Annotated in this window: 24 protein-coding genes and 1 tRNA gene; 14 read left to right on the top strand and 11 right to left on the bottom strand. The window is 62.6% G+C overall.

The features are described from left to right. Positions 1-28: 28 nt before the first annotated feature. On the top strand, positions 29-1,192 hold the full coding sequence (locus tag AC07SZ_RS28855) for an alpha/beta hydrolase (RefSeq protein WP_056566609.1): 1,164 nt from the start codon (positions 29-31) through the stop codon (positions 1,190-1,192). A 20-nt stretch (positions 1,193-1,212) separates the two neighbouring features. On the opposite strand, the gene ade is transcribed toward AC07SZ_RS28855, so the two are convergent. Continuing rightward, a complete protein-coding gene (ade, locus tag AC07SZ_RS28850; protein WP_172373947.1) occupies positions 1,213-3,030 on the bottom strand; it encodes an adenine deaminase in 1,818 nt (605 codons plus the stop codon). A 169-nt stretch (positions 3,031-3,199) separates the two neighbouring features. On the opposite strand from ade, the gene AC07SZ_RS28845 reads away from it, so the two are divergent. Next, complete coding sequence (locus tag AC07SZ_RS28845; protein WP_172373948.1) at positions 3,200-3,865, top strand: outer membrane protein; 666 nt, start codon at positions 3,200-3,202, stop codon at positions 3,863-3,865. Positions 3,866-4,147: 282 nt separating this feature from the next. Next, a tRNA-Leu gene (locus AC07SZ_RS28840) sits at positions 4,148-4,233 on the top strand. 45 nt (positions 4,234-4,278) lie between these two features. Here the strand turns inward: AC07SZ_RS28840 and AC07SZ_RS28835 are convergent. Together AC07SZ_RS28835 and AC07SZ_RS28830 are read right to left on the bottom strand one after the other, a co-directional pair. Next, positions 4,279-4,590, bottom strand: coding sequence for a hypothetical protein (locus AC07SZ_RS28835; RefSeq protein WP_494916947.1), 312 nt, complete (start codon positions 4,588-4,590; stop codon positions 4,279-4,281). A gap of 185 nt (positions 4,591-4,775) precedes the next feature. Continuing rightward, entirely contained in the window at positions 4,776-5,354 is a 579-nt protein-coding gene (locus AC07SZ_RS28830) for an NUDIX domain-containing protein (protein WP_494916945.1), read from the bottom strand. A gap of 153 nt (positions 5,355-5,507) precedes the next feature. On the opposite strand from AC07SZ_RS28830, the gene AC07SZ_RS28825 reads away from it, so the two are divergent. Then, a complete protein-coding gene (locus AC07SZ_RS28825) occupies positions 5,508-6,611 on the top strand; it encodes an NADH:flavin oxidoreductase/NADH oxidase (RefSeq protein ID WP_172373949.1) in 1,104 nt (367 codons plus the stop codon). A 29-nt stretch (positions 6,612-6,640) separates the two neighbouring features. Here the strand turns inward: AC07SZ_RS28825 and AC07SZ_RS28820 are convergent, their stop codons facing one another. From AC07SZ_RS28820 to AC07SZ_RS28795, 6 genes are all read right to left on the bottom strand, one after another. After that, on the bottom strand, positions 6,641-7,810 hold the full coding sequence (locus AC07SZ_RS28820; RefSeq protein WP_056566624.1) for an iron-containing alcohol dehydrogenase: 1,170 nt from the start codon (positions 7,808-7,810) through the stop codon (positions 6,641-6,643). 52 nt (positions 7,811-7,862) lie between these two features. Beyond that, the gene (locus AC07SZ_RS28815; RefSeq protein ID WP_056566626.1) at positions 7,863-8,693 is read right to left on the bottom strand and encodes an ABC transporter permease; all 831 of its coding nucleotides are present in this window, start codon (positions 8,691-8,693) and stop codon (positions 7,863-7,865) included. Then, positions 8,690-9,568, bottom strand: a complete 879-nt coding sequence (locus tag AC07SZ_RS28810) for an ABC transporter permease (RefSeq protein ID WP_494916943.1) — start codon at positions 9,566-9,568, stop codon at positions 8,690-8,692. The genes AC07SZ_RS28815 and AC07SZ_RS28810 overlap by 4 nt, the downstream gene beginning before the upstream one ends. Before the next feature lie 3 nt (positions 9,569-9,571). Continuing rightward, positions 9,572-10,681: an ABC transporter ATP-binding protein gene (locus AC07SZ_RS28805; RefSeq protein WP_056566631.1), complete on the bottom strand. Its 1,110-nt coding sequence runs from the start codon at positions 10,679-10,681 to the stop codon at positions 9,572-9,574. A gap of 84 nt (positions 10,682-10,765) precedes the next feature. After that, positions 10,766-11,905: an ABC transporter substrate-binding protein gene (locus AC07SZ_RS28800; RefSeq protein ID WP_494916941.1), complete on the bottom strand. Its 1,140-nt coding sequence runs from the start codon at positions 11,903-11,905 to the stop codon at positions 10,766-10,768. A gap of 42 nt (positions 11,906-11,947) precedes the next feature. After that, a complete protein-coding gene (locus tag AC07SZ_RS28795; protein ID WP_065005070.1) occupies positions 11,948-13,291 on the bottom strand; it encodes a glutamine synthetase family protein in 1,344 nt (447 codons plus the stop codon). Between the two features lie 137 nt (positions 13,292-13,428). Between AC07SZ_RS28795 and AC07SZ_RS28790 the strand changes: the two genes are divergently transcribed. From AC07SZ_RS28790 to AC07SZ_RS28780, 3 genes are all read left to right on the top strand, one after another. After that, on the top strand, positions 13,429-14,220 hold the full coding sequence (locus AC07SZ_RS28790; protein ID WP_065005069.1) for a helix-turn-helix transcriptional regulator: 792 nt from the start codon (positions 13,429-13,431) through the stop codon (positions 14,218-14,220). Positions 14,221-14,654: 434 nt separating this feature from the next. Next, positions 14,655-14,933: a DUF982 domain-containing protein gene (locus AC07SZ_RS28785; RefSeq protein WP_172350726.1), complete on the top strand. Its 279-nt coding sequence runs from the start codon at positions 14,655-14,657 to the stop codon at positions 14,931-14,933. A 29-nt stretch (positions 14,934-14,962) separates the two neighbouring features. Beyond that, on the top strand, positions 14,963-15,202 hold the full coding sequence (locus AC07SZ_RS28780; RefSeq protein ID WP_019857848.1) for a DUF2188 domain-containing protein: 240 nt from the start codon (positions 14,963-14,965) through the stop codon (positions 15,200-15,202). A gap of 101 nt (positions 15,203-15,303) precedes the next feature. Here the strand turns inward: AC07SZ_RS28780 and AC07SZ_RS28775 are convergent, their stop codons facing one another. Together AC07SZ_RS28775 and AC07SZ_RS28770 are read right to left on the bottom strand one after the other, a co-directional pair. Then, positions 15,304-15,588 carry a hypothetical protein gene (locus AC07SZ_RS28775; protein WP_494916940.1) on the bottom strand — a complete coding sequence of 95 codons (285 nt, stop codon included), beginning with the start codon at positions 15,586-15,588 and terminating at the stop codon, positions 15,304-15,306. 53 nt (positions 15,589-15,641) lie between these two features. Further along, positions 15,642-16,646 (bottom strand): alpha/beta fold hydrolase, encoded by a 1,005-nt coding sequence (locus AC07SZ_RS28770; protein ID WP_494916938.1) that lies wholly within the window; start codon positions 16,644-16,646, stop codon positions 15,642-15,644. A gap of 163 nt (positions 16,647-16,809) precedes the next feature. Between AC07SZ_RS28770 and AC07SZ_RS28765 the strand changes: the two genes are divergently transcribed. The 7 genes from AC07SZ_RS28765 to AC07SZ_RS28735 all read left to right on the top strand — a co-directional run bounded on the left by AC07SZ_RS28765 (position 16,810) and on the right by AC07SZ_RS28735 (position 26,151). After that, positions 16,810-17,553, top strand: coding sequence for a competence/damage-inducible protein A (locus tag AC07SZ_RS28765; protein ID WP_056566650.1), 744 nt, complete (start codon positions 16,810-16,812; stop codon positions 17,551-17,553). A 141-nt stretch (positions 17,554-17,694) separates the two neighbouring features. Beyond that, complete coding sequence (locus AC07SZ_RS28760; RefSeq protein ID WP_056566653.1) at positions 17,695-18,528, top strand: universal stress protein; 834 nt, start codon at positions 17,695-17,697, stop codon at positions 18,526-18,528. A 116-nt stretch (positions 18,529-18,644) separates the two neighbouring features. Beyond that, a complete protein-coding gene (gpt, locus tag AC07SZ_RS28755; protein WP_056566656.1) occupies positions 18,645-19,145 on the top strand; it encodes a xanthine phosphoribosyltransferase in 501 nt (166 codons plus the stop codon). A gap of 210 nt (positions 19,146-19,355) precedes the next feature. Beyond that, positions 19,356-19,844: an NUDIX hydrolase gene (locus tag AC07SZ_RS28750; RefSeq protein ID WP_056566659.1), complete on the top strand. Its 489-nt coding sequence runs from the start codon at positions 19,356-19,358 to the stop codon at positions 19,842-19,844. 117 nt (positions 19,845-19,961) lie between these two features. After that, a complete protein-coding gene (locus AC07SZ_RS28745) occupies positions 19,962-20,273 on the top strand; it encodes a PilZ domain-containing protein (RefSeq protein WP_056566663.1) in 312 nt (103 codons plus the stop codon). A 667-nt stretch (positions 20,274-20,940) separates the two neighbouring features. Then, the gene (locus AC07SZ_RS28740) at positions 20,941-24,729 is read left to right on the top strand and encodes a vitamin B12-dependent ribonucleotide reductase (protein ID WP_494916935.1); all 3,789 of its coding nucleotides are present in this window, start codon (positions 20,941-20,943) and stop codon (positions 24,727-24,729) included. 372 nt (positions 24,730-25,101) lie between these two features. Next, entirely contained in the window at positions 25,102-26,151 is a 1,050-nt protein-coding gene (locus AC07SZ_RS28735; protein ID WP_320411994.1) for an SAVED domain-containing protein, read from the top strand. Positions 26,152-26,156 lie beyond the last annotated feature (5 nt).

Raw genomic sequence — 26,156 nt, 5'->3', positions numbered from 1 at the left:
TGACGTCCCCCGTCGCGGGAGCCGGCGCTTGACCTTGCGCTTGAAGAGTTTCGTCGTCGCCTTGGCGCTCGCCGTTGCCGGCTGTGCTGGCCAGAACACGCATGATCTGCTCAACAAGACGACGGTCACGGTTCCCGCCTCCGACATCGCGGCCACCCACGAGATCTTTGTCGCCACCACCCGCCAGCAGGCGACCAAGGATCCACGGCAGGTGTTCGACGGCGATCGCTCGTTGACCACCAGCTACGCCCGTGTCGATGTCACCGTGCCGAAGGTCCACCAGGTCGGAGCCATCGAGCGGGCCAAGGGCTCGGCCAACTCAAACCCGGCCAAGCAATTCACCGCCACCAATGTCGTCCACTATGGCGATGGCCCGCAATTCGCCAAGGCGGTCGGCGCCGACATCGCCATGCGCGGCGATCGCGCACTGGTGTTCGTGCACGGCTTCAACAACGGCTTCGACGATGGCATCTACCGGCTGACGCAGATCGCCCACGACACGAAGTATCCCGGCACGCCGGTTCTGTTCTCCTGGGCGTCGAGCGCCAAGACGACGGGCTATATCTACGACAAAGACAGCGCCAACGCCGCCCGCGACGACCTCGAGGCGACGCTGAGGATGCTCGCCAAGACGCGGGTCAAGAGCATCGACATCATCGCCCATTCAATGGGAACCTGGCTGACCATGGAGGCACTGCGCCAGCTCGCCATCACCGGCGACCGCGATCTCGACGGCAAGCTCGGCTATGTCGTCCTGGCTTCGCCCGACATCGATGTCGACGTGTTCAAGAAGCAGATGATACGCTACGGCAAGCCGAACAAGCCGTTTGCCGTGCTGCTTTCAGGCGATGACCGGGCGCTCAAATTGTCTTCACTTATCTCTGGCGACAAGCCGCGTGTCGGCGACTATGGCAATGCGGCCGACCTCGCCAGCTATGGCGTCTCCGTTGTCGACCTGACCAAGGCCAAGGGCGGCGACGGTGGCCTCAACCACGCGAAATTCGCCGACAATCCGATCCTGGTGCAGTTGCTCGGCGACCGGCTGCGCACCCCTGCCGGCCTCGCCTCCGACGAGCCCGACCCGGCACAGCTCAACAATCTCGGCCAGGGCCTCGGCAAGGCCGTCGGTTCAGTCGCCGAGGTCGTCATCACCACGCCGTTCAAGGTGCTGACCATCGTCACCGGCGGGTGAGCAGGCGCCGGTACCTGGCCTCAGACGAACAGGTCGACCTTCCGGAAGGTCGTTACGTCGATCAGGCCGACATCGGAAATCCTGAGTTCCGGGATGACCACCAGCGCCAAAAGCGAATGCTGCATGTAGGCGTTGTTCAGGGAACAGCCCATCTTTCGCATTGCCTCGGTCAGTTTCTCCGCCTTGGCGGCGACGATCTCGGCGCGCTCGTCCGACATCAGCCCGGCGATCGGCATTTCGACCAGCGCCAGTTCCTTGCCCTTGGAAAACAACACGACGCCGCCGCCGACTTCGCCCAGCCGGTTGACCGCCAGCGCCATGTCCCGCTTGTTGGTGCCGACGCAGATGATGTGATGGGCGTCATGCGCCACGCTCGAGGCCATGGCGCAATCGCTCATATAGCCGAACCCGGAGACGAAGGCGTTGGTGACACCGCCCGTGCCCCTGTGGCGCTCGACGAGCGCGATCTGGCAGACATCGTTGCGGCGATCCATGGCGACCAGCCCGTCCTCGACCGGTAGATCCGCTTCCAGCGCCCGAGTCGGCGCCTGGTTCTCGATGACGCCGATGACCCGCACCCGCACCTCGTTGGCACCCTTGGGAGCCGCGATGTCGAAATCGCCGGCCTTCAGCTTCTTGCCCAACTTGACGGTGTTCTTCGCCGTCTTCGGGTAGTCGTAAGCCGGAATGTCGATCTCGAGCTTGCCGCCCTTGGCCAGCCTGACGCCGCGCGCATAGACCTCGTCGATGGTCATTGCCGCGAGATCGGAGACAATCAGCAGGTCGCCCAACCGCCCCGGCGCGATCGAACCGATCTCACGTTCCAGCCGGAAATGCTGGGCGGTGTTGATCGTCGCCATCTGGATCGCCGTCACCGGCTTCAGCCCCTGGCTGATGGCGTGGCGCACCACCCGATCCATGTGACCTTCGTGCACCAGCGTGCCTGAGTGGCTGTCGTCGGTGCACAGGATGAAGTTACGCGGATCGATGCCGCTCTCCGTCACCGCCTTGATCTGGGAGGCGACGTCGTACCAGGCCGAGCCCAGCCGCAGCATGGCCTTCATGCCCTGGCGCACGCGGGCGATAGCGTCCTCGGCGCGCGTGCCCTCGTGATCGTCCTCGGGTCCGCCGGCGACATAGCCGTGGAACGGGAGGCCAAGATCGCGCGACGCATAGTGGCCGCCGACCGTCTTGCCCGCATGGACCGTCGCCGCGATCTCACCCGACATGACCGGATCGTTGGCGGCGACACCCGGAAAATTCATCACCTCGCCGAGCCCGATAATGTTTTCCCAGGTCATCGCTTCCGCGACATCGGCCACCGTCAACTCGGCGCCGGCGTGCTCCAGCCCGGGCGCCGAAGGCACGCAGGACGGCATCTGCACATGCACGTTGATGGGCATCGCCACCGCCTCGTCATGCATCAGCCGCACGCCGGGCAAGCCGAGCACATTGGCGATCTCGTGCGGATCGATGAACATCGACGTCGTGCCGTGCGGGATGACGGCGCGGCAGAATTCGGTCACCGTCACCATGCCGCTCTCGACATGCATGTGCGCGTCGCAGAGGCCGGGCACCAGATAGCGCCCGCCGGCATCAACCACCTTGGTGCCCTGGCCGATGGCGTGGCTGGCATTCGGCCCACAATAGGCGAAACGGCCGCCGGCGATGGCGATGTCGGTGCCGGCGATGATCTCGCCCGAGTGAACGTTCACCCAGCGGCCGTTGCGGATGACGAGGTCGGCGGGCTTGCGCCCCATGGCAACGTCGACCAGATGCGTCGCCATCTCGGTCCAGGGCTTGGGTTTCGTCGCATGCGCCGCCGGCTTCTTTGCCATGAAGGGACTCCTGTTTGCACGACTGTGCCAAGCCTGCCTGGTTTTGACCAGCGCCAAACCGCGGGTCGGCGAGCCGCACAGGCTGCAACCAGAAATGGATTCCGTTTTGTCGTAAATCGGTCTACCTTGCCTGCCAAGGATCTTTCTGGCTCTTCATCCGGGGAGTTCAATGTATCGCCTATTGGTCGCAAGCGCCGGTCTTCTTGCCGCCCTGTCCATGCCGGCTTTCGCGGCCGACCCGACAGTCGACGTGCCGATGACCGCGCCAGGCTTCGACTGGACCGGATACTACGCCGGCCTGCAGGCAGGCTATGGCTGGGGCCAATCCGACATCTCAGGAACGGAGGGCGAGCCGTTTTCCGTCTCGCCTGACATCGATGGCGGTTTCGTCGGCGGGCACGTCGCGGGGCTTTGGCAGTTCGACCAGGCGGTGATCGGCGCGGAAGCCGACCTCAACTATTCCGCCGTCGACGGCGCGACCGAAGCGGGGCCAGGGAACAATTTCGGCACCGACATCAAGTGGTTCGGGTCGGTCAACGCCAAGGCTGGCTACGCCATGGACAGGGTGCTGGTCTACGGCATAGGCGGCATCGCCTTTGCCGGTGTCGAAACCTCGCAAGCGTCGGGCTCCGCCTTCTCCCAGACACGCACGAATGTCGGCTGGACCGTAGGTGCCGGCGTCGACTATGCGCTGACCGACAAGTTCGTCGTCGGCGCGCAGTATCGCTATTATGATTTCGGTTCCGAGCACTATGATGGATCCGCCGATTTCGTCGGCCGCGACCAGGATACGAAGCTGAACACCGTCGGGATCAATCTCAGCTACAAGTTCTGATCCTTACCGACATCGACAGGCGCGCGACGCCTGTGACGCAGTCAACAATTCGACGATAGGGGCGGCCGGCGCCCCCAGTGGGCGGGGGAATGGGTTGGGCCTGGTAGACGCCGGCCTCGGCGGATCAAATCCACCGTCCAAACACCTTACTCATTGCGCGCGGCGCGGATAATTCCGCGATCACACCAGTATCGCCACGCTTTCTCCTATGGGGTGCGCGTTTCCGACAGCTCAAGAACACGACTTGACGGCCTGTGTCTGACATCTGAAAAGGGCGGGCCTGCGGACGTGGCGGAATTGGTAGACGCAAGGGACTTAAAATCCCTCGATCTCTGATCGTACGGGTTCGATTCCCGTCGTCCGCACCATAATGAAAGCCATACGACCGTCACAGGGACCTTCTTGCCTGTTTGCTAGATGCGCGTGGTGCCGCTCTCTTGGCCACCAGCACGTTGTATAGGCGACGGCTGACCGGCGCCTCGCCCTTGGTCTGGTCCGCAGCCCACCTCAATGATTCCGACCAGTGCGCGCACAAACTCAACCATGTCGTTTGCCGTAATGGCCGCCTGGTCGGGGCTCTGCCCAATGCGTTCGGCGGCCGCGCAACATGACAGACGGATGAGATCGTAGTGCGGATCCCTTTCATCCTCCGGCAACACAGACAATTTCATGGCTCGGCGATAAATCAACCGCAGCAATTGTTCGAGAGCTGCTCCGACACTCATGCGCTTGCTCCGCATTGGTCAAGCCTCCCGCGCTCCAGGGCGCTGGGAACGTCGATGAGGAGGTGTCCCATTCTGTGCCAAAGGCTGCATCACAGCCATTAATATATCGTTTATTGCTAATATACTCTTCGCGGGAGCGGCCCTGTGGCCCTCAATGAGGTCGTCTGTGGGCGCCAGAACACCGGTCAGGCAAGGATCGGGTTCAGCTTCAGATGCTGGATCAGAATAATCGTCTTGGCATCGACGATGCGGCCGTCGGCGATGCCGGCCAGCGCCTCGTCCAGCGGCATTTCCAGAACCTCGATGTCCTCCCCCTCCTCCGGCGCGCCGCCGCCGGCCGAGATTCGGTCGGCGGGCGAATAGCGCGCGACGAAGAACCAGAGCCGCTCGGTGACGCTGCCCGGGCTCATGTAAGGCGAGAACAGCCGTTCCACATGTTGCAGCCGGTAGCCGAGTTCTTCCTCGGCCTCCTTGCGGATGGCGGTCTCTGGATCGTTTTCATCGAGCAGCCCGGCACAGGCCTCGATCAGCGGTTCGCGGTGACCGGTCACGTAGGCGGGATAGCGGAACTGGCGCACCAGAAGCACCGTCAAGCGCTGAGGGTCGTATGGCAAAATCACCGCGCCATCGCCGCGATCATAGGTCTGTCGGACCTGCGTCTCCCATTGGCCGTCGCGCCGGCGGTAATCGAGGACAGTCTTCTTCAGGACAGCCCAGTCGTCGGAGAGGATTTCTTCCGAACGGATGCGGATGCGGTCTTCCATCATGGTCTCCATGCTATGGGTCGAGGCGTAGCCGCCAACCGGTATTTGCGCAATGCAGGCGAATGGTTCAAAAATACGTTTCACCGTCTCGTGTCTGGCGCGCCCTCGATCCATTGCCTAGACAGCTGCATATCCCTCCCGGAGCCCCTTTTCATGACAACATCGCTTTTCCAGCCGATCACGCTCGACGGCCTCGCCTTCCCCAACCGTATCGCTGTCGCTCCGATGTGCCAGTATTCCGCCGAGGACGGCTGCGCCAGCGACTGGCATCTTTACCATTGGATGAACCTGGCCATGTCGGGCGCTGGCATGGTCACGGTGGAGATGACCGATGTCGAGCGGCGCGGGCGCATTTCGCATGGCTGCCTGGGTCTCTATTCCGACGACAATGAAGCCGCCGCCCGTCGTGCCCTGGACGCCGCAAGGCGCGTGGCCGCCCCAGGCACGAAATTCGGCACGCAGCTGGCGCATGCCGGCCGCAAGGCCTCGAACCGCAAGCCTTGGGAGGGCGGCGGGCCGCTGCAGCCAAACGAGGATCCGTGGCAGACCGTCTCGGCCTCGGCCATCGCCTATGACACCGGTTGGAATGTGCCGCGCGCGCTGGATGAGGAAGAGATCCTGCAGCTCATCGAACGATTCGCTCAAGCCGCAAGGCGGGCCGAACGCGCCGGCTTCGACTTCATCGAACTGCATGCCGCGCATGGCTACCTGATCTTCCAGTTCCTCTCGCCATTGTCCAATCAACGCACCGACCGCTGGGGCGGTTCGCTGGAAAACCGGATGCGCCTTGTCGTCGAAATCGCCAGGGCGGTGAAGAAAGCGGTACCGAAGCTGATGCTCGGCGCGCGGCTGTCGGTGAAGGACTGGGTCGATGGCGGCTTCGAAGTCGAGGATGCGATCGAGGTGGCGAAGGCACTGAAGGCGGAGGGCGTCGCCTATCTCTGCTGTTCCAGTGGCGGCAATTCGCCCTTGCAGAAATTGCCCACCGGCCCCGGTTACCAGGTGCACCTGGCGGAAGCCGTGCGCAAGGGTGCCGGCATCCCGACCCGCGCGGTCGGGCTGATCGACGATCCCAAACAGGCCGAGGCAATTCTCGCCGAGGGCCGCGCCGACATGGTGGCGCTGGCGCGCGCCTTCCTTGCCGATCCGCGCTGGGGATGGCGTGCGGCCGCCACATTCAGCGAAAAGATCCATCCGGCACCGCAGCTCGCCCGCTCGGTGACGACGATGGAACACTGGATGAAGGCGGCCGGCTGACTTGCCTTTTGCCGACAGTGCCTTGCGGATTAGCCTGATATGGCGGCCCGCAGGATGGCTCGCAGTTTATCGCGGTCAAGCTTGATCGGGTTGCCGCCGGCACAAGGGTCGCTCTCGCCCATCGTGGCGACGCGTTCCTCGTCGATGTCGGTCAGCCCGATCCCCGGCAGCGTGGCGGGGATGTTCAATCGGACCCGCAGTTCGATGATCCAGTCCAAGACCGCGCGAGAATCGTGCGTCGGAAGGTCGAGGAAGCGCGCAAGCAGGCCGAGCTTCTCTTCCACCACCGGGGCGTTGAATTCGACGACATAGGGCATCAGCACGGCGTTGAGCAGGCCGTGATGGGTATCATGGAGGGCTCCGAGCGGATGGGCGAGCGCATGGATCGCGCCGAGGCCCTTCTGCAGGGCCACGCAGCCCATGCCGGACGCGATCAGCATCTGCGCACGGGCTTCGATGTTCTGCCCATCCTCCACGGCGACCGGAAGCCAGGTCTTGATCAGCCTCAGGGCATTGAGCGCGATGCCTTCGGCCATGGGGTGATAGCTCGGCGCGCAATAGGCTTCCAGCGCATGCGAGAGCGCGTCCATACCGGTGGCCGCCGTGATATGGGCGGGCAGTCCGGTGGTCAGCTCCGGGTCCATGAGCACCACATCCGGCATCATGCGCGGATGGAAGACGATGACCTTGCGCTTCTCGGCCTCGTTGGTAATGACCGAGGCGCGGCCGAGCTCGGAGCCAGTACCGGCGGTCGTCGGTATGGCGATAACAGGAACGAGGTGGGACGTGTCGGCACGCTTCCAGTTGTCGCCGATATCCTCGAGATCCCACATCGGGATGGATTGCGTCGCCATCAGCGCGATCGCCTTGGCGGCATCGAGCGCGCTGCCGCCGCCGATGGCGACGACGAGGTCGTGCTGGCCCTGCTTCAGAATCGCCACGCCGTCGGCGACATTGCCGCCGGTCGGGTTTGGCTTGACGTTGTGGAAGAAGCCGGCATCCAACCCGCTCGCCTTGAGCACCTCGAGCGTGCGCTGCACCGGAAAGAGGGCCTTCAGGCCATCATCGGTGACGACCAGCGGCCGCCTCGCGCCGAGTTCGCGAACGATGCCGGCAAGTTCCGAGATCCGACCATTGCCGAAGCGCACTGAGGTCGGGAAGCTCCAGTTGCCGGAAACGGCCGGGGTGAAAGCGGTCATGGGATCATTACCTTGAATTGGCTTGGGAATTGGCTTGGAAATTGGCTTGAGGTCAGGCTGTCGCCAGCTTCTGTCGTTTGAGCGCCCGGCGTCGCAGGAAGTCGACCAGGAAAACCAGGATCAGGGCCGGGATGAAGTTGAGCGTGGCGAGCGCCGGATAGATCGGCGAGGAGCCGACGGCGATGCCGCTGTAGACGAAGATCGGCAGCGTGCGCGCCGTGCCTGCCAGCGAATAGGAGACGTAGAAATTTCCCCAGGAAAGGAGAAAGGCGAAGGTCGCGGCGGAGAGAATGCCGGGCCACAACAGCGGGAAAGTGATTTCGCGGAAGACTTCCCAGCCGGTGGCGCCGGCATCGCGCGCGGCATCCTCCAGCGTTTCGTCGAAGCCGTAGACCTGCACGGCCACGATCACCAGCGCGAAAGGTGTGATGTAGACGATATGGCCGATGATCACCGTCGCCAGTCCGGTCGAAAAGCCCAGCCAGTTGCCGAGCACCGAAAACCACAACAGCATCACCACGCCGAGCAGCAGTTGCGGGAACAGCAACGGCAGGAAGCTGACGGCTCGGAAGACGTTCTGGAAGCGGAAGCGATAGCGGATCCACGCCACCGCGCCGGCCGAGCCGAGCACCGTGGCAAAGACCGTCGAGACCGCCGCGACGATCGCGGAATTCGCGACCGCCGGCAGGAAGTCGGGCTTGCGGAACAGTTCGCCATACCATTCGAGCGAGAAACCTTCGATCGGGAAGGTCAGCACGCGGCTGTCGGTGAAGGAAAACACCACCAGCGTGAGGATCGGCACGTAGAAGAACAGGATCAGCAGCGCCATGGTGCCGACGAGGAAAACGTCGACAACCCTGTCCTTCAGGCGTTCCGGGATCATCGGAAAGACCTTTCGTGGTTTGCCGACCCGCGCATCAGGATAAAGGCGGCGATCGACAGCGACAGGGCACCGATGACGATCAGCACCAGCGTCAGCGCCGCACCGAGCGGCCAGTTGACCCGCGTCTCGAAGCTTTGCCGGATCAGCTCGGAAGCCAGCGGCGCGGTGCCGCCGCCGAGCACCTTCGGTTCCAGGAAGGCGCCGAGGCTGAGCACAAAGACCAGCACGGCGCCGCAATAGAGCCCGGGACGGGCAAGCGGCAGCGTCACCTCGAAGAATGCGCGCAGCCGCGATGCGCCGGAATCATAGGCGGCCAGCACCAGGTCTCGGTCGATGCGTGCCAGCGACAAATAGATGGTGAACATCGGATAGACGACGAGGCCATAGACCATGCCGATCATCGTGCCGGTCGGCGTGAACAGGAGATTGAGCGCTTCCGGGCCGAGGCCGAGATGCGCCAGCAGCCAGTTGGCGACGCCGCTCTTGTCGAGCACGAGGATCCAGCCGAAAGTTTTCAGCACCGCGTCGGTCAGGAAGGCGAAGATGATCAGGATCTGGATCTGCGCATTATAGGCCCTGAGCCGCGTCGCCAGCGCGTAGGCGGCGGGAAAGGCGATGAGCACGCACACGACCACGCACACCAAGGCCATGACGACGGTTCGCGCCATGATGGTCCAGTAATGCGGCTTGGAGAACACTTCGGTCCAGACCTTGAGGTCCCAGGTCCAGGACAGGCGATAGAACTGCGTCGTCTGGAACGACAGCACCACCGTCATGAGCAACGGAATGATGAAGAACAGCAGCATCACGATCGCGAGCGGCGCCACCGCAGCCACGAGAACCGGATCATCCCAGCGCTTGCTATCGGTCCGCACGGCTCACTCCGAAAGCAGGAAGCTGCGGGTCGGATGAAAGCCGATCCTGACGCTGTCGGAGACCTTGGCCGGCAGATCAAGCGAGCCGGCGAGATCCATGACCACGGCCTTGTCCAGGCCGGGGACGCGCACGCGATACTGCGTCGACGAACCCTTGATGAAATACTCCTCGACAGTGCCGTTCAGCACCCATTCGCCTGGTTCAGCCGCGCCGGTGACGAAACGGATGGTCTCGGGACGAACCAGCAGGGCTGTCGCCGCACTGCCCAGGAAGAGAGAAATCTGCTCCCCGGCGATCACGGCTGCGTTGTCACCGACCAGCGGCGAAGTAACCTTTGCGTCGCCGCCGTCGCGCGAGACGGCCACCGGCAAGAAATTGGTTTCGCCGATGAAGCCGGCGACGAACATGTTGGCCGGACGGTAGTAGATATCCGACGGCGTGCCCAGTTGCACGACCTCGCCGGCGCGCATGACGCAGATACGGTCGGCAAGCATCATGGCTTCTTCCAAATCGTGGGTAACGAGGACGAAGCTGGTGCCGAGTTCGCGATGCAGCTTCTTCAGCTCGGCCTGCAGCGATTTCTTCAGCTTCGCGTCGAGCGCGCTCATCGGCTCGTCGAGCAGAAGCACGCTCGGGCGCGAGATCAGAGCGCGGGCGAGCGCGACGCGCTGCTGTTCGCCGCCGGAAAGCTGGACGGGATAGCGTGTCAGATACTCGCGCTTAAGGTGCATGAGGTCGAGCATGGCTGATATGCGCTGGTCCATCTCGGCCTTCGCCACCTTCTGCAGCTTGAGTGGAAAGCCGATATTGTCCGACACGGTCTTGTGCGGAAACAGCGCCAGCTTCTGGAAGACCATGCGCGTCGGCCGCTTCGCGGCCGGCACGCCCTGCATGTTCTGGCCCTGGATTTCCAGCACGCCGGCGGTCGGGTCCTCGAAACCGGCAAGGATCTTCAGCAGCGTGGTCTTGCCGCAACCGGAAGGGCCGACAAGCGCCATGAATTCGCCCGCGCCGATGTCGAGGGACACGCCATGCAAGGCTCGCATGGAGCCGTAGTCCTTGACGATGCCAGACGCATTGATGATTGGCGCATTGATGATTGCGGTTGTCAAAACTCGCCCGCCCTGAATGTGGGTGAAAATATATGATGGAGCCCGCGCGCCGGAACGCGCGGGCTTCAATTCAATAAATGACGTTCAACGCGCGGCCAGTTCTTCCTGCCAGATCGCCAGCATGTCGTCGATGTTCGGCGCGACGGTGTGGAAGTGGCTGTTGTCCCAGGCCGTCCACATATAATCCATCTGCAGCGCCTTCTTCTCGGCGTCCGAGAACAGCGCTTCCGTCTTGGCGTTCGGAACGAGATTGCAGGTCGCCTCGGTGATCGACAACTGCTTGGCCACCTCCGGCGAGACGATGTATTTCAGGAAGTCGGCGGCGACCTTGGAGTCGCGGCCGTTTGCGATCAGGCCCGTAGCCTCCATCCAGATGATGCCCTGCTTGAGGCCATTCCTCGGCTCGGGCACGATCGACTGGATGTAGTCGTGGCCCTTCATGCGCAGCGACGAGGTGGCGTAGGTGCCGCCGCCGATCAGCGCCCGGAACGAGCCATCGATCAGGCCTTTCTGGGCGATCGCCAGGTCGGCGACAATGGCACGGGTGTTCTTAAAGGCTGCACGCAGCACCTTGCGCACTTCGTCCAGTGCTGCCTGGTCGAGTTCGACATAGGGATTGACGCCGGCGTAAAGGGCCAGCGGCATGATCGGCCAATCGCCCCAGTCCAGCAGGCAGATCTTGTCCTTGTAGGCGGCGTCGAAAACCGGCGCGTAGCTCGACCAGGTCTCGAGCTTGTCGAACTTGGTGTTGACCGTCGGTCCGACCCAGCCCCAGCGGGTCGGCAAGCCTGTTGCCTTGCCTTCGAATTGCAGGGGCGTGAAGGGCGCACGGAACTGCGGGTAGAACTCGGCGTATTGGTCGGCGAAATCCTTGTCGTCGATGTAGCGGCAGATGCCCGCCGGCCCCATGCGCGCGATCCAGGGACTGTCTGATGAAACGAGGTCGAAATCCTTCGATGCACCGGCGGCGAGCTTGGCGAAGCCGCCCGCGGAGTCGGTGATCAGGTCGACGGAAATGGAGACGTCCTTCTGCTTCTGGAACGGGTCCAGGATTGACGGCGCGTTGTAGCCTTCCCAGCACATGTAGTTGAGGCTTTCGGCGGCGGATGCGTCCTTCGGCATGCCGAGGATGCCGGCGCCCGCGACCGCAAGCCCGAGGCCGCCCATGCCCTTCAGCACCGCGCGGCGATCGACGCCCCCGGTGCCTGATGTTCCCTTTTTCATTTGCCTGTTCCCTTCCTTTGTTATCAGCCCAAAAACTCCCGGTCAGACGATGCCGAGGTACCGCCTGATCTCCCATTCGCTTACCTGCTTCTGGTACTCGCCATACTCAAAGCGTCGTCCGGTAACGAAGCTGTCGATGAAGTCCTCGCCGAAGATCTCGCGGGCGACTGTGCTTGCGTTGAGCCGCTCCGCCGCCTGACCGAGATCCGACGGGAAGACGGCCTCCAGCGAAGGGGTCGCGGCATAGAAATTCTCGCCGCTGCCGCCCGGCGGCTCGATCTCGTTGCGGATGCCGTGAAGGCCAGCGCCGATGCAGAGCGCCAGCGCCAGATAGGGATTGGCGTCGGCCGAGGGCACGCGAAACTCGACGCGGGTGGATTCGGGCTCGTCATTGATGACGCGCACCGCCGCCGTGCGGTTCTGGACACCCCAATTGGCCGAGGTCGGCGCCCAGGCGCCGGGCACCAGCCGCTTGTAGGCGTTGACTGTTTGGGCGCACATGGCCAGCAGTTCCGGCATAAGCCCGACCAGGCCGCCGATGAAATGACGCCCGAGCCTGCTGATGCCATCCTGCGCGCCGGGATCGGCGAACACCGCATTGCCCTGCCGGTCGCGCATGGAGACATGCAGGTGGCCGGACTGGCCTGGCAGCGCCGGCGAAAGCTTCGACATGAAGCCGGCGGTCAGGCCGTTGCGGGAGAAATAGGCCTTGGCGAAATTCTTGAACAGCGCCGCGTCGTCCGGGGATTTCAAGCCCTTGGCATAAGTGAGCGGTGCTTCAAAACATCCCGGCCCGAGTTCGGTGTGGATGGCGTCGAGGCCGATCCCCATAGTCGTCATCGTATCGTGCAGGCCCTGCAGCAGGTCGCCATGGATGGCCGATGTCTGCAGCGAATAGGTGCGGTTGCCCTGCGCGAAATAGGTGAGGTCGCGATAGCCCTTGGCGCGCAGGCTTTCGGGCGTCTCGTCGAACAGGAAGAACTCGTATTCGAATGCCGAGAACACGTCGAAGCCAAGTTCAGCGGCATCCCCTATCAGCCTTTGGCAAAGATTGCGCGGCGAACGCTTGCCGAAATCGCCCGAGAAATCGGCGATGCAGAGCGCGGCATCCTCCGCGAACGGATATTTGCGCAGGCTCGCGGCATCGAGGAATGCCGGCCGGTCGATGAAAGCGCCGTCGATGAAGGTTTTCTCGGCGATATCCCAGAAATAGAGGACCTCGCAGAACGGATAGCCCTTGGCGGCCAGCTTGACTGCCTTGTCGACGGAGACCAGCTTGTCGCGAAATTCGCCGGCTGGGTCCATCATGCCGATGTGCACGGCCCTGGCGCCAAGCTTTTCAACACCAGACGCGAAGGCCGCACCGGCTTCATTGACTGTCGACATATATGCCCGCCTCGATATTTTCATCCCGAGGCTAGGGTTGACCTTCACGCAACTGAATATCCCGATAGGGATAGACGAGACGAAAATTAGGGCAGCCCCGAACGGGCTCCAGAAGCCCGGCCAGAGGACAAAAGATCGTGGTGATTGCAGGCTTTGCGCCGTGGAACCGGAAGATCGCCGCGGCGATCCAGGAGGTCGGCACGCCGGACTTCCCGCAGCGTATCGAAGAGGCGCTGAAGGCGGTCATCGACCTCGATATCGTGATGATCTTCGCCTATTCCGGCACGGAAAAGCCGATCTGCCTCTACCACAATATCGATCCCGTACGCGCGGCGACCGTGATCACCGCCTATGCAAACGGACCTTATCTGCTCGATCCCTTCTACCGCGCGGCGACGGACCCGAAGGCCGTCGGGGTCAGGCAACTGAGAAGAATGGCGCCGGACCAGTTCTACAGTTCGGAGTATTTCCGCCAGCATTACGGCCTGACAAAAATTCGCGACGAGGTCGGCATCGTCTGCCGGCCGGCGGGGAGCGCGGCCATCGTCATCAGTTTCACCCGCCCGATGGAATCACCCGCGTTCGGACGGCGCGATCTCAAGGCTATCCATGATGCCGAACCGGTGATCCGGCTTTTGATCGAACGGAACTGGAGCAACGCTCGCCTCAGTCCGAGGGGAACCGATGGCGAACCGGTCGATCCGATAAATGCGACCCTGAACCGGATGACAGGCGGCGTGCTGACACCACGCGAGATCGAGATCACCTCGCTGATCCTGCGTGGACATTCGAGCGCGGCTATCGCCGATGCGCTGAACATCGCCGAGGGGACGGTTAAGATCCACCGCAAGAATATTCACCAGAAGCTTGATATCTCCAGCCAATCCGAACTGTTCTCGATGTTTATCTTTCATCTTTCGAAGCAATAACGCGCAATGGCGCTGAGTAGCGCTTGCGGCGAGCGTTGAGACAGGCCGCGCCAGCCACCGCGCGTCAAAGATGGGCGGCATGAGATCCGGCTGGCGTTGAAAAGGCTCGGGTTTGCTTGCTTTGCCGCGGGAGGGGCCACAGCCCGGCTGGTTGCGCAACGATTGCGGCTACTGAGACGCCGATGCATGTCACCCAAAACAGATCCGGGTTTTCGGAAATGACCTCGGTTGTGTTGATATTCAGGCCGGCCCGCGAACGGCGGTTTTCTGCGCTTCCGGTGCTTACGTAGCCAAACGTACGCCGCGCGCTGGTTCTCGAAGCCACCATTCCCGGCTCGGCCTGACCTGAATAGCGCGTCGCAAACGCGACGCGACTTTTGGGCGCAGGCTGAAAGCCACTTTTGCAACCAAATTGGCTGCTTTGCGTTGCGGCCATGATGGACAACAAACCCTTTGAAACGCCGGTCGTGGTCGAACTCGGCCATGTCGGCAAGTATCGCCATATCCGCAGCACCCAGGAAGCGGCGGAATGTCTGATGACGGTGTGGCCGCTTAATCGCGGCCCGCGTCATCGTGATGCCCTCGACACTTGCCTCAAAGTGCTGGAAGGTTATCGTTCGACAGCGGATGCGCGACGGGCATTGATCGAGGCCGCCAGGGAATCTGAAGTGCTGGTGCCCGAAGACAAGCTGTCCGACGACCGGCTGCATTGAGCAGGCGGACCTTTCAACCGGAGGTTTTGATGGCGAAGCTGACTTACAAGATCGTCGAGCATGACGGCGGCTGGGCCTACAAGGTCGGTTCGACCTTCTCGGAGACATTTCCCACCCATCAGGACGCACTGCGCGCCGCCGAGATCGCTTCGGCCGAGCAGCAGGTGGCAGGCGCGACGGACGGCATCCAGTATGAGGATGCCGACGGCAAATGGCACGAGGAACTGGCTGACGGCCGCGACCGGCCGCAGACCGAGGTGTCAGACTAGATTTTCCGAAGAAGAGAGCTTGCCTGCGGGAAAAGGCAGGGCGCCGACCGCGGACGCAAGGAGAGACGGCGTCCTACGGTCGACGGCTGCCCAGCGGCCGACTATTTGCCGCAGTACTGGTCGTTCACGTTGCCCTGGGCATTCGCGTCAGGCCCGGCCGTGTTGTAGGCACAGGGGCCGACCGGGCCCGAACTGCCAAGGGTGTCCAGCCCGGAGCGGTCGCCATTGATGCTTCCGGTCGTGTTCTGGTCAACGCCTGAAGAGTATTCGTTGCCGAACGGCCACCAGTCGTGATGATTGGAATATGCGCCGTCGGATGACTGGGCCATCGCCGATGTGGCGAGGCCGATCGTCAGAACCGATGCTGCGAGAAGTTTCGTGTACATTGAATTACTCCGTGTCTTGGTCGCCTTGGGTACGACACGGGTAAACCCGCCGGTCAGCCGGATGGTTCATTGAAATTGTCGTGAGGCTGAGGTGATGGAAACGCCCTGGCGCCGATCCGCTCGATGAAACCGATCACCCGCCTGGGCTCGACAAACTGCGGCATATGGCCAACGCCATCGACAGGTTCGAAATCGAGCCCCTCGATCCTGCCTCGCATGGGCTCGCCGTGGATGCGGATATCGATGACGCGGTCCGCGGTTCCGAAGAGGATGCCGGCGGGCATGGCAATCTCGTCATAGCGTTGTTCGATGCGGCCGAGATCCCGTTCCATGGCCACGATATCGGCTGATGTTGCCTGGAAATGGCCTGGCCGCAGCCCGAGCCACCCGCCGCCGGCGACCATGTAGTCCTCGGGAAAAGCCTGCGGCCCGAAGATGAATTCCATCGTCGGCCGCGCATAGCGCAGGCTCAGCGGTATCGCCACGGTGTAGGCCATGATCCAGCGCCACAGGCGCGAGGGAATATTGAGCAAGCCGGTCTTTTCGCGCATGCCAGGTTCCAGATGCGTCAATGGCGCCAGCAAGGCGATCCCCGAAATCACCTCGGGATGCTCCACGGCCAGGGTCAGCGTGACGGCGCCACCCAGCGAGTGGCCGACCACCAGCGGCGTTTCCAGCCCCAGCCTTTCGATGAAGCGCCGCACCAAGGCCGCCTGTTCGGGCAACCGGCCCGTGGCGCCATTGGCGCGAACCGAATAGCCCGATCCCGGACGATCGAGCGCGATCAGCCGGTAGCCCGGGCCAAAATGCCCAAACAGCGTGTGCCGGAAGTGATGGAGTTGCGCACCAAGCCCGTGCAGGAAGACGATAGGCCTGCCCTCGCCCACATCGACATAGTGGATGCGGTTGCCGTCGATCTCGATGAATTTTCCGACCGGCGGCACCAGTCTCTGTGCCTTCGCCGCGATCCACAACGTTGCCAGCACCAGGCAGGCAATCCCCAGGGCCGCCAGCAGGAACAGCAGGGCCAGCAGCCAAGACAGGATCGATATCAGCATTGTTCACCCAACCAGAACCTGTTTGAGCTTAACCGCATCCGGTCACGCCGCAACCTTGCGTCGAAGCGGGCGCGTCCAGGCATGGATTGTTCCCCGCTCGGTTGGCATTGCCGACAGCCACGCGCCGCGCTATCTCAGGCGACCCGTCCTGCCGGAGCCCTCCATGACCGAAATCGTTACCGCCGCCATGCTCGTCATCGGCGATGAAATCCTGTCCGGCCGCACCAAGGACAAGAATATCGGCCACCTCGCCGATATCATGACGGCGATCGGCATCGACCTGAAGGAGGTGCGCATCGTTCCCGACGAGGAAGACGAGATCATAGCCGCCGTGAATGCCGTGCGCGCACGCTACACCTATGTGTTCACCACCGGCGGCATCGGCCCCACCCATGACGACATCACTGCCGATTCGATCGCCAAGGCGTTCGGTGTTCCCTGTGAATACGACGCCAAGGCCTATGCGATGCTGGAGGCGAGCTATGCCGCGCGCGGCATAGAATACACCGAGGCGCGCAAGCGCATGGCGCGAATGCCGCGCGGCGCCGACCATATCGACAACCCGGTTTCCGTGGCGCCCGGCTTTCGCATCGGCAACGTCCATGTCATGGCCGGCGTGCCCTCGATCTTCCAGGCCATGCTCGACAATGTCGTGCCGACGCTGAAGACCGGCACGAAGATGCTGTCGGCGACGGTGCACTGTCCGTTCGGCGAGGGCCTCGTTGGCGGCCCATTGGGAGAGATCCAGAAAGCGCATCCGGACACGATCATCGGCTCCTATCCAAAGTATGGCGACGGCAAGTTCTGGACCGAACTGGTGGTTCGCGCCCGCAGCCAGGAGGCGCTTGACGCCGCGCGCGCCGATGTCGAGGCGATGGTGGCGGGTTTCGCCGCCAAGGCGAGTTGATCGACCTCTGAAGCAGTTCACGCAATTCCTGTGGGAGAACCGCCTCACACTTTTCTGGAATTGCTCCAGGCGGAACCAAGCGCGGCGCCGCGGCGTTTTCCTGCACGCGAGCTCCGAGGCTCGCCAGATTGAGGGATCACCATGCGCTTCAAGACCATCGTTGCCATTCTGCAGAACGAGCAGGACGCGGAGCGTGTGCTCGACTGCGCCATTCCGCTCGCCAGCCGCTTCCAGAGCCACCTGATCGGCATCCATGCCGAGGCGCTTCCGGTGCCTTACACCTCGGCAACCGGTTTTCCCGACACCGAGTTCCTGCAGGTATCGGCCGATATGAGTCGCGAACGCGCCGAAAAGCTTCAGGCGGTTTTTCTGAGGCAAATCGAGGATTCAGGCCTGTCCTTCGAATGGCGCAGCCTGGAGAGCTTCTCCGGCGACAGTGCCCTGACCGGCATTTCGAGCGTGCGCGCCGCCGACCTGATCATAGCGGCGCAGAGTGAAACCGGCAGCGACCCGAGCGCGGATGTGGGCACGCTGGTCTACGATGCCGGCCGACCGGTGCTGGTGGTGCCGCCGCAGGGGCCGTTGCTCACCACTTTCAAGCACGTGCTGCTTATCTGGAACGGCAGCAAGGAGGCGGCGCGCGCAGCCTTTGACGCATTGCCCTTCATCATCGAGGCCGAGAAGACCGAGATATTGATCATCGATCCTCCCGATACGCTCGATGACAGCCCGGAGGCCGCCGGAACCGAAATCGCTTCGTCCCTTTCACGTCATGGCGCCAGTGTTGGCGTCTGCGTGCAGAAATCGGGGGGCATCCCGGTCGAGGACATGATCCAGACGAGGATCGTCGAGACCGGCGCAGATCTGCTCGTTCTTGGCGCCTACAGCCATTCGTGGCTGCGTCGGCTTCTGTTCGGCGGAGTGACACGCTCGGTGTTGCGCACCGCGCCGGTGGCGGCCTTCCTGTCGCGGTAAGTCCACAGCGATCGTTTCCGGTCGCCCTTGCCAAGGCCAAGGGTTTCCAGTTAATTCCGCGCGCATTCCCCTGTTTTCTTGCACGCGGCCTTCGCGTGCTGCGGAGTGCGCGAGACATGTCCCTTCCCGAAAAAGCCTTCCCGGTCTCCTGGGACCAGTTCCATCGTGACGCCCGCGCTCTCGCCTGGCGGCTTGCCGGCGCCAACAAGGGTCAATGGAAAGCGATCGTCTGCATCACGCGCGGCGGGCTGGTTCCGGCCGCCATCATCTCGCGCGAACTCGGCATCCGCATCATCGAGACGGTCTGCGTTGCCTCCTATCACGACTATTCCAGCCAGGGGCAGTTGCAGGTGCTGAAGGAAGTCACCCCCGCGCTGCTTGCCGAGGATGGCGCAGGCGTGCTGATCATCGATGACCTGACCGACACCGGCAAGACCGCGGGCATCGTGCGGGCAATGATGCCGAAGGCCCACTTCGCCACCGTCTACGCCAAGCCCAAGGGCCGGCCGCTGGTCGATACGTTCGTCACCGAAGTCAGCCAGGACACCTGGATCTATTTCCCCTGGGACATGGGCTTCACCTACCAGAAGCCGATCGCCGACGATCACGTCGGCTGATTCGCAACAAACCGCTTTTTCCAGTTAAGCCGTGACCGATGACAATATTTGCTTCCGCGAAAGGCTCCGCGGGGCAGAATATCCTGTGAAATCGACGTTTATTGACGGGAATGGGCCAACCTGACCAAAGTTTTTACTTTTATTGGCGACGATTAGCCGTAAGATTCGTGAGGCGGCAAACGATTCTGGAGGCTGGGGCTAGCTTCTCCGATGTTGACGAGGCCAACGACGCACAACCATCTGGCTGAAAGGGTCCGGCGACTCTTCGGCACCGCGCCGTGCCGCCTGCAGGTCGCCGCCCTGCCCTGGCGCGATACCGGGAACGGCGTCGAGATCATGCTCATCACCAGCCGTGATACCGGCCGCTGGGTGTTGCCGAAGGGCTGGCCGGAGGCCAAGGAGCCACTCTGCGAAGCGGCGGCCCGCGAGGCCGGCGAGGAAGCCGGATTGCGCGGAAGCGTCTCCCATCTCGAAGCCGGCCGTTACTTCTATGCCAAGGTGCTGGCTTCGGGTGAAGAGGTGCCTTGCGAGGTGCTGGTGTTCCCGCTGCGTGTCGACAAGATCGCCGATCGTTGGAAGGAAAAGCACTCCCGCACCCGCAAATGGGTCAACTCCAGCGAAGCGGTGCGCATGGTCAATGAACCCGACCTTTGCCAGATCATTGCCTATTTCTGCGCCGACCCGCACAGATTCTCCTAGAGCCGTCCGTCGACCTCTTGCGCGTGCGCCATGCCGGACTCACAACCCTGTGATGTGCCGCATGAATGGTTTGCTAATTTTTCTTCGCTAGAAAATGGCTAGTTTGGCGTTTGATCGATGGCGAATCCCGTAAACCCACTTCCGCAAGAACCCGGCGAGCCGAAGCGCGAGCACCGTCCTCGCGTGCTCAAGGGCGGTTCCGTCATCACCGGGATTCAAAACTCGGAAATCGCCGTAATGCTTCGCAACCAGCATGCGAGCGGCGCCGAATTGAAAATACCGATCGAAGCGCGGGTTCCCGATCGTTTCCTTCTCTATGTGCCGCTTGACGGCGTGGCCTACCGCTGCGATGTCCGCTGGCGCCGCAATGACCGGATCGGCGTGCAATTCACCGGCACCGAGCCGAAGCCGAAACTGCATTACGGCTGAAACCGGGCCTGCCAGCCTGAGAGGGCCTTGCAGCCGGGGCGCATCTCCAGACGAGGCCTCGTGTCTGTCCGCGGCGCGTAAATCGCCGCCGGAAACGCAGTCGCGGCGGCGCGTTTCTATCCCCGTTATCCACATGCGTGACACACAAGATGTTGGGGTCACAAAAGCTACGCAAACGAATCCTTGACGGCGCAAAACGAGTCGCCTTTTATAGGCCATGTGCTCTTGTTGAGAGTGCGACCGGAAAGTTCTGAGCCCGGTCTTTTTCCCGGATTATGTGCGTTTTTGCCCGCATTTCCGCCTGTTTACGAGGCCGGCGGAAGCGTTGGGATTGTGGGGTGGTGGGCGACGAAAGGGAGAATTGTCGGACTGGAATAAATTGTCTGTTAATACTATATTTAGTGTTTGCAGGTACGTTCGACGCTAGATAGTGTGAATTTCCCTCGAGTGAGGGAATCGAAAAAATCAGATTTGAGGGACCCGCGGGGTTCGCCGGCGCGTTGTGACAGAGGCTTCATGAGAAGCCCAGGCAGCAAGTGCTGGGGGAGATGGCGGAATGGAGAGCCGGTCGTTTTCGAACGCCGGCAGACGGCGGACATGCGCGTTTCGCATCAGGGGGAGAAATCCCTGGGGAAAAGCGCTATATATAGACAAAAGGACCGGACCAATGCGCATCGAGCGTCGTTTCACCAAGCAAGGGCAATCGGCTTATGCGGAGATCGAATTCCGCAAGGCTCTTTCCGAGATCAAGAATCCGGATGGCTCGGTGGTGTTCCGCTTGGACAATATCGATGTGCCGGCGCAGTTCTCGCAGGTTGCCGCCGACATCCTGGCGCAGAAGTATTTCCGCAAGGCCGGCGTCCCCGCGCGCCTGAAGAAGGTCGAGGAGAACGATGTCCCCTCCTTCCTGTGGCGCTCCGTCGCCGACGAGGCCGAACTCGCCAAGCTGCCGGAAGCCGAGCGCTATGGTTCCGAGATCGACGCCCGCCAGGTCTTCGACCGGCTGGCCGGCACCTGGACCTACTGGGGCTGGAAGGGCGGCTACTTCAAGTCGGAAGAAGACGCGCGCGCTTTCCGCGACGAGCTCGCCTATATGCTGGCCACCCAGCGCGTCGCGCCGAATTCGCCGCAATGGTTCAACACTGGGTTGCACTGGGCCTATGGCATTGACGGTCCGAGCCAGGGCCACTTCTATGTCGACCCCTTCACCGGCAAGCTGACCAAGTCGAAGTCCTCCTACGAGCATCCGCAGCCGCATGCCTGCTTCATCCAGGGCGTGCAGGACGACCTCGTCAACGAGGGCGGCATCATGGATTTGTGGGTGCGTGAGGCGCGCCTGTTCAAATATGGCTCGGGCACCGGTTCGAACTTCTCGCTGCTGCGCGGCGAAGGCGAAAAACTGTCGGGCGGCGGCCGCTCGTCCGGCCTGATGAGCTTCCTCAAGATCGGCGACCGCGCCGCTGGCGCCATCAAGTCGGGCGGCACGACGCGCCGTGCGGCGAAAATGGTCATTGTCGACGCCGATCACCCCGATATCGAGGAATTCATCGACTGGAAGGTCAATGAAGAGCAGAAGGTCGCCTCGCTGGTGACCGGCTCCAAGATCGTCAAGAAGCATCTCGAAGCGATCATGAAGGCCTGCGTCAATTGCGAAGGCCATGACGACGATTGCTTCGATCCGGCCATCAACACGGCGCTGAAGCGCGAGATCAAGGCGGCCAAGAAGTCGGCCGTGCCGGAGAACTACATCTACCGCGTCATCCAGTTCGCCAAGCAGGGCTACACGTCGATGTCGTTCAAGACCTACGACACCGACTGGGATTCGGATGCCTACCTGACCGTTTCGGGCCAGAACTCCAACAATTCCGTGTCGCTGAAGGACAATTTCCTGCGCGCCGTCGAGGACGATGCCGACTGGCACCTGACCGCCCGCAAGGACGGCAAGGTGCTGAAGACGCTGAAGGCCAGGGACCTCTGGGAAAAGATCGGCTACGCCGCCTGGGCGTCGGCCGATCCGGGCCTGCATTTCAACACGACGATGAACGACTGGCACACCTGCGCTTCGGCCGGTGCGATCCGGGCCTCCAACCCGTGCTCGGAATACATGTTCCTTGATGACACGGCCTGCAACCTCGCCTCGATCAACCTGCTGCCCTACCGCAACGCCGACGGCACGATCGATATCGCCGCATACGAGCACACAGTGCGGCTGTGGACCATCGTTCTCGAAATCTCGGTGATGATGGCGCAATTTCCGTCCAAGGAGATCGCCAAGCTCTCCTACGACTACCGCACGCTCGGCCTCGGCTACGCCAACATTGGCGGCCTGCTGATGACCTCGGGCATTCCCTACGATTCCGATGAGGGCCGCGCCATCTGCGCCGCGCTCACCGCCATCATGACCGGCGTCGCATACGCCACCTCGGCCGAGATGGCTTCCGAGCTCGGCGCTTTCCCCGACTATGACCGCAACGCGCAGAACATGCTGCGCGTCATGCGCAACCATCGCCGCGCCGCCTATGGCGACAAGGACGGCTACGAGAAGCTCGCCGTCAACCCGGTGCCGCTGGTCGCTTCCGACCTCAAGCAGCAGGCGCTTGCCGAGCATGCCAAGGCCGCCTGGGACCGCGCCATCGAGCTTGGCGAGGAGCATGGCTACCGAAATGCGCAGGCAACCGTGATCGCGCCGACCGGCACGATCGGCCTCGTCATGGATTGCGACACCACCGGCATCGAGCCCGACTTCGCGCTGGTGAAGTTCAAGAAGCTTGCCGGCGGCGGCTACTTCAAGATCATCAACCGCGCCGTGCCGGAAGCGCTGCGCACGCTGGGCTATTCCGAGAGCCAGATCGCCGAGATCGAGGCCTACGCGGTCGGCCACGGCAACCTCAACCAGGCGCCCGGCATCAATCCCGGCTCGCTCAAGGCCAAGGGCTTCAGCGACGACAAGATCGCCGCGCTCAACGCGGCGCTGAAGTCGGCCTTCGACATCAAGTTCGTCTTCAACCAGTGGACGCTCGGCGCCGACTGGGTGAAGGAAACCTTCGGCTTCACCGACGAGCAGCTCAACGATTTCTCGTTCGAGATGCTGCCGGCGATGGGCTTCTCCAGGAAGGACATCGAGGCCGCCAACATCCATGTCTGCGGTGCCATGACGCTGGAAGGCGCGCCCTTCCTCAAGGCCGAGCACCTTGCCGTGTTCGACTGCGCCAGCCCCTGCGGCAAGATCGGCAAGCGCTCGCTTTCGATCAACAGCCACATCCAGATGATGGCGGCGGCTCAGCCCTTCATCTCGGGCGCCATCTCCAAGACCATCAACATGCCTAACGACGCGACGGTCGAGGACGCCAAGGGCGCCTACATGCTGTCGTGGAAGCTGGCGCTGAAGGCCAACGCGCTGTACCGCGACGGCTCCAAGCTGTCGCAGCCGCTGAACGCCTCGCTGCTCGCCGATGGCGAGGAGGACGAGGACGATGCGGTCGAACAGTTGATCGCGGCCCCGGCGGCAGCGCGCGCGGCGCAGATCACCGAGCGGATCGTCGAGCGCATCATCGAACGCGTGTCGCGCGAGCAGGAGAAGCTGCCCGGCCGCCGCAAGGGGTATACGCAGAAGGCCAAGATCGGCGGCAACACCATCTTCCTGCGCACCGGCGAATATGATGACGGCCGCCTGGGCGAGATCTTCATCGACATGAACAAGGAAGGGGCGACGCTGCGTGGCCTTCTCAACAACTTCGCCATCGCGATTTCGCTCGGCCTGCAGTACGGCGTGCCGCTCGATGAATATGTGCACGCCTTCACCTTCACCAAGTTCGAGCCGGCCGGCATGGTCATCGGCAACGATGCCATCAAGAGCGCGACGTCGATCCTCGACTACGTGTTCCGCGAACTGGCCATCTCCTATCTCGGCCGCAACGACCTCGCCCATGTCGACCAGTCGGATTTTTCCAACACCGCGCTTGGCCGGGGCATCAGCGAAGGCAAGACCGACGCCGTCTCCAAGGGCCTGACCCGCGGTTCGCCGGTGAAGCTGGTTTCCAGGGCAATCGGCAGCGAGCCGAAGGGCTTTTCCAGCGGCTCGACCGGCACCCCTGCCCGCTCGGCGCCGACAGCCTTCTCCGGCTCCAACGTGCTGGCCTTGAAGCCGGCCAGCGACGAGGCGATCGCCTACAAGCGCGACTATGAGGAGCGGGCCAAGGAACTGGCCGAGGACATCGCCTTCGAGGAGGCGGCGGGCGCTGCTTCCGAGACTTCGGATGCCACGGCGGCGCTGTTCACCGACGCCGCGGCGAATGAAGCCGCCGAAGCGAAGAAACTCGCCGCCGACCGCCGCGCCAGGTCACTGCTCCAGGGCTACACCGGCAATTCCTGCTCCGAGTGCCAGAATTTCACGATGGTGCGGAACGGGACCTGCGAGAAGTGCGACACGTGCGGCGCCACGAGCGGGTGCAGCTGAAAAACATTTGAAAAATGGTGCCACACTCAAAGTTGTGTACCTGAAAGCCAATGTTGTGTACCTGCGGCGTCGACCAAGCTACCTCCCGATAAGGTAAGTCCCTATTCGGGCAAGTTCGCTACTCGGCGCCGCCAGCGCCGAGTGATAATTAGGAGGTTCGCGGCGGGACTCAGACTTGCCGCGAAATGCCAAGCCGAACAAATCATGAACCAACCCTGAGACGAAAACATGAGTCTGGTTGCACAATCCGAAATCGAAGATCACGCGCCAGCAGAGCCGCGTCGCGGACGCCGACGGCCGCTACCGGACAAGGTCAAGAACATCGTATGGGGCCGCGCAGCGGGACGGTGTCAGTATACGGGATGCAATGCCTTGCTGATCGGCGACGAGGTGTCGGGAGCTGCCGACGCTAACGCGGCTTACATTGGGCACATCATTGCTGACACAGAGGCGGGGCCGCGGGGTGATCGGGTTCTGTCACCCAAACTTGCCCAGGATCCCGACAATCTGATGCTGGTCTGCGACCGCCACCACCGCGTTTTCGATCGCGAGATGGTCGCCGAGCATCCCGCCGATGTCCTGTTGGCGATGAAGCGCCGCCACGAAGTCCGGATTCGGACGGTCACAGCTATCGACGAGGATCTGAGCAGCCATGTCATCCGATACGCTGCGAGGATCGGGACCAACGAATCCCCCGTGGCCAAAGGAGATCTCAAATGGTCGATGATCCCGGATCGCTATCCGCTTGACGACGGTTGGATTGATCTCGATCTCGCGACGCTCGATTTGCCCGATCACGAACCGGATTTCTGGCGCATCCAAGTCCGTAACCTTCGGACCGGCTTTGCCGAGAAAGTCCGTGGGCGGATGGAGCGGCAGGAAATCCGTCGCCTGACAGTGTTCGGATTGGCGCCGATCCCGCTCCTGTTCGAGCTTGGCCGTCTGATCTCCGACATCGCAACTGCAGACGTCCGGCAGTTGCTGCGCAGCCCCAAGGGCTGGAAGTGGGACCCTAAGGCTCCGCCGCTCCAGTTCAACGTCCTGCGGCCGTCCGGCCTGCCCGGCCAGGTCGCGCTGAAGCTGGAGATTAGCGCGCCAGTCGTAGACGAGCGGGTCCACACGGTGCTCGGCAACGATGCGGCGATCTGGTCCATCGCGGCCGACGGTGCCCATAACGACATCATGCGCAGCCAGGCTGATCTGGCCGAGTTCGCGCGTCTTTTCAGAACAACGCTGGACGCCATCAAGGTCGCCCATGGCGAGAACACGATCGTGCACGTGTTTCCCGCCGTTCCAGTTTCCGCTGCCGTCGAAGCTGGTCGCGCCTGGCAGCCGAAGGCGCACCCAGCCCTCAAAATCTACGACCAAAACAAGAAGTTCGGCGGCTTCATTTTCGCCCATGAACTTGAACACGCCAGCTAATCAGG

The organism is Mesorhizobium sp. GW821-FHT07A06, assembly GCF_059419085.1.
The sequence above is the reverse complement of the archived record's forward strand: the minus strand, read 5'-3'. Positions and strand labels throughout refer to the sequence as shown.

What these genes read in the sequence shown, in the direction of transcription:
- AC07SZ_RS28795 (WP_065005070.1), bottom strand. Translation starts at nt 13,291, where the DNA reads ATGTCGACAGTCAATGAAGCCGGTGCGGCCTTCGCGTCTGGTGTTGAA.
- gpt (WP_056566656.1), top strand. Translation starts at nt 18,645, where the DNA reads ATGTCCCTTCCCGAAAAAGCCTTCCCGGTCTCCTGGGACCAGTTCCAT.
- AC07SZ_RS28740 (WP_494916935.1), top strand. Translation starts at nt 20,941, where the DNA reads ATGCGCATCGAGCGTCGTTTCACCAAGCAAGGGCAATCGGCTTATGCG.
- AC07SZ_RS28835 (WP_494916947.1), bottom strand. Translation starts at nt 4,590, where the DNA reads ATGAGTGTCGGAGCAGCTCTCGAACAATTGCTGCGGTTGATTTATCGC.
- AC07SZ_RS28785 (WP_172350726.1), top strand. Translation starts at nt 14,655, where the DNA reads ATGATGGACAACAAACCCTTTGAAACGCCGGTCGTGGTCGAACTCGGC.
- AC07SZ_RS28845 (WP_172373948.1), top strand. Translation starts at nt 3,200, where the DNA reads ATGTATCGCCTATTGGTCGCAAGCGCCGGTCTTCTTGCCGCCCTGTCC.
- AC07SZ_RS28825 (WP_172373949.1), top strand. Translation starts at nt 5,508, where the DNA reads ATGACAACATCGCTTTTCCAGCCGATCACGCTCGACGGCCTCGCCTTC.
- AC07SZ_RS28770 (WP_494916938.1), bottom strand. Translation starts at nt 16,646, where the DNA reads ATGCTGATATCGATCCTGTCTTGGCTGCTGGCCCTGCTGTTCCTGCTG.
- AC07SZ_RS28820 (WP_056566624.1), bottom strand. Translation starts at nt 7,810, where the DNA reads ATGACCGCTTTCACCCCGGCCGTTTCCGGCAACTGGAGCTTCCCGACC.
- AC07SZ_RS28830 (WP_494916945.1), bottom strand. Translation starts at nt 5,354, where the DNA reads ATGGAAGACCGCATCCGCATCCGTTCGGAAGAAATCCTCTCCGACGAC.
- AC07SZ_RS28815 (WP_056566626.1), bottom strand. Translation starts at nt 8,693, where the DNA reads ATGATCCCGGAACGCCTGAAGGACAGGGTTGTCGACGTTTTCCTCGTC.
- AC07SZ_RS28800 (WP_494916941.1), bottom strand. Translation starts at nt 11,905, where the DNA reads ATGAAAAAGGGAACATCAGGCACCGGGGGCGTCGATCGCCGCGCGGTG.
- AC07SZ_RS28780 (WP_019857848.1), top strand. Translation starts at nt 14,963, where the DNA reads ATGGCGAAGCTGACTTACAAGATCGTCGAGCATGACGGCGGCTGGGCC.
- AC07SZ_RS28775 (WP_494916940.1), bottom strand. Translation starts at nt 15,588, where the DNA reads ATGTACACGAAACTTCTCGCAGCATCGGTTCTGACGATCGGCCTCGCC.
- AC07SZ_RS28745 (WP_056566663.1), top strand. Translation starts at nt 19,962, where the DNA reads ATGGCGAATCCCGTAAACCCACTTCCGCAAGAACCCGGCGAGCCGAAG.
- AC07SZ_RS28750 (WP_056566659.1), top strand. Translation starts at nt 19,356, where the DNA reads ATGTTGACGAGGCCAACGACGCACAACCATCTGGCTGAAAGGGTCCGG.
- AC07SZ_RS28765 (WP_056566650.1), top strand. Translation starts at nt 16,810, where the DNA reads ATGACCGAAATCGTTACCGCCGCCATGCTCGTCATCGGCGATGAAATC.
- ade (WP_172373947.1), bottom strand. Translation starts at nt 3,030, where the DNA reads ATGGCAAAGAAGCCGGCGGCGCATGCGACGAAACCCAAGCCCTGGACC.
- AC07SZ_RS28760 (WP_056566653.1), top strand. Translation starts at nt 17,695, where the DNA reads ATGCGCTTCAAGACCATCGTTGCCATTCTGCAGAACGAGCAGGACGCG.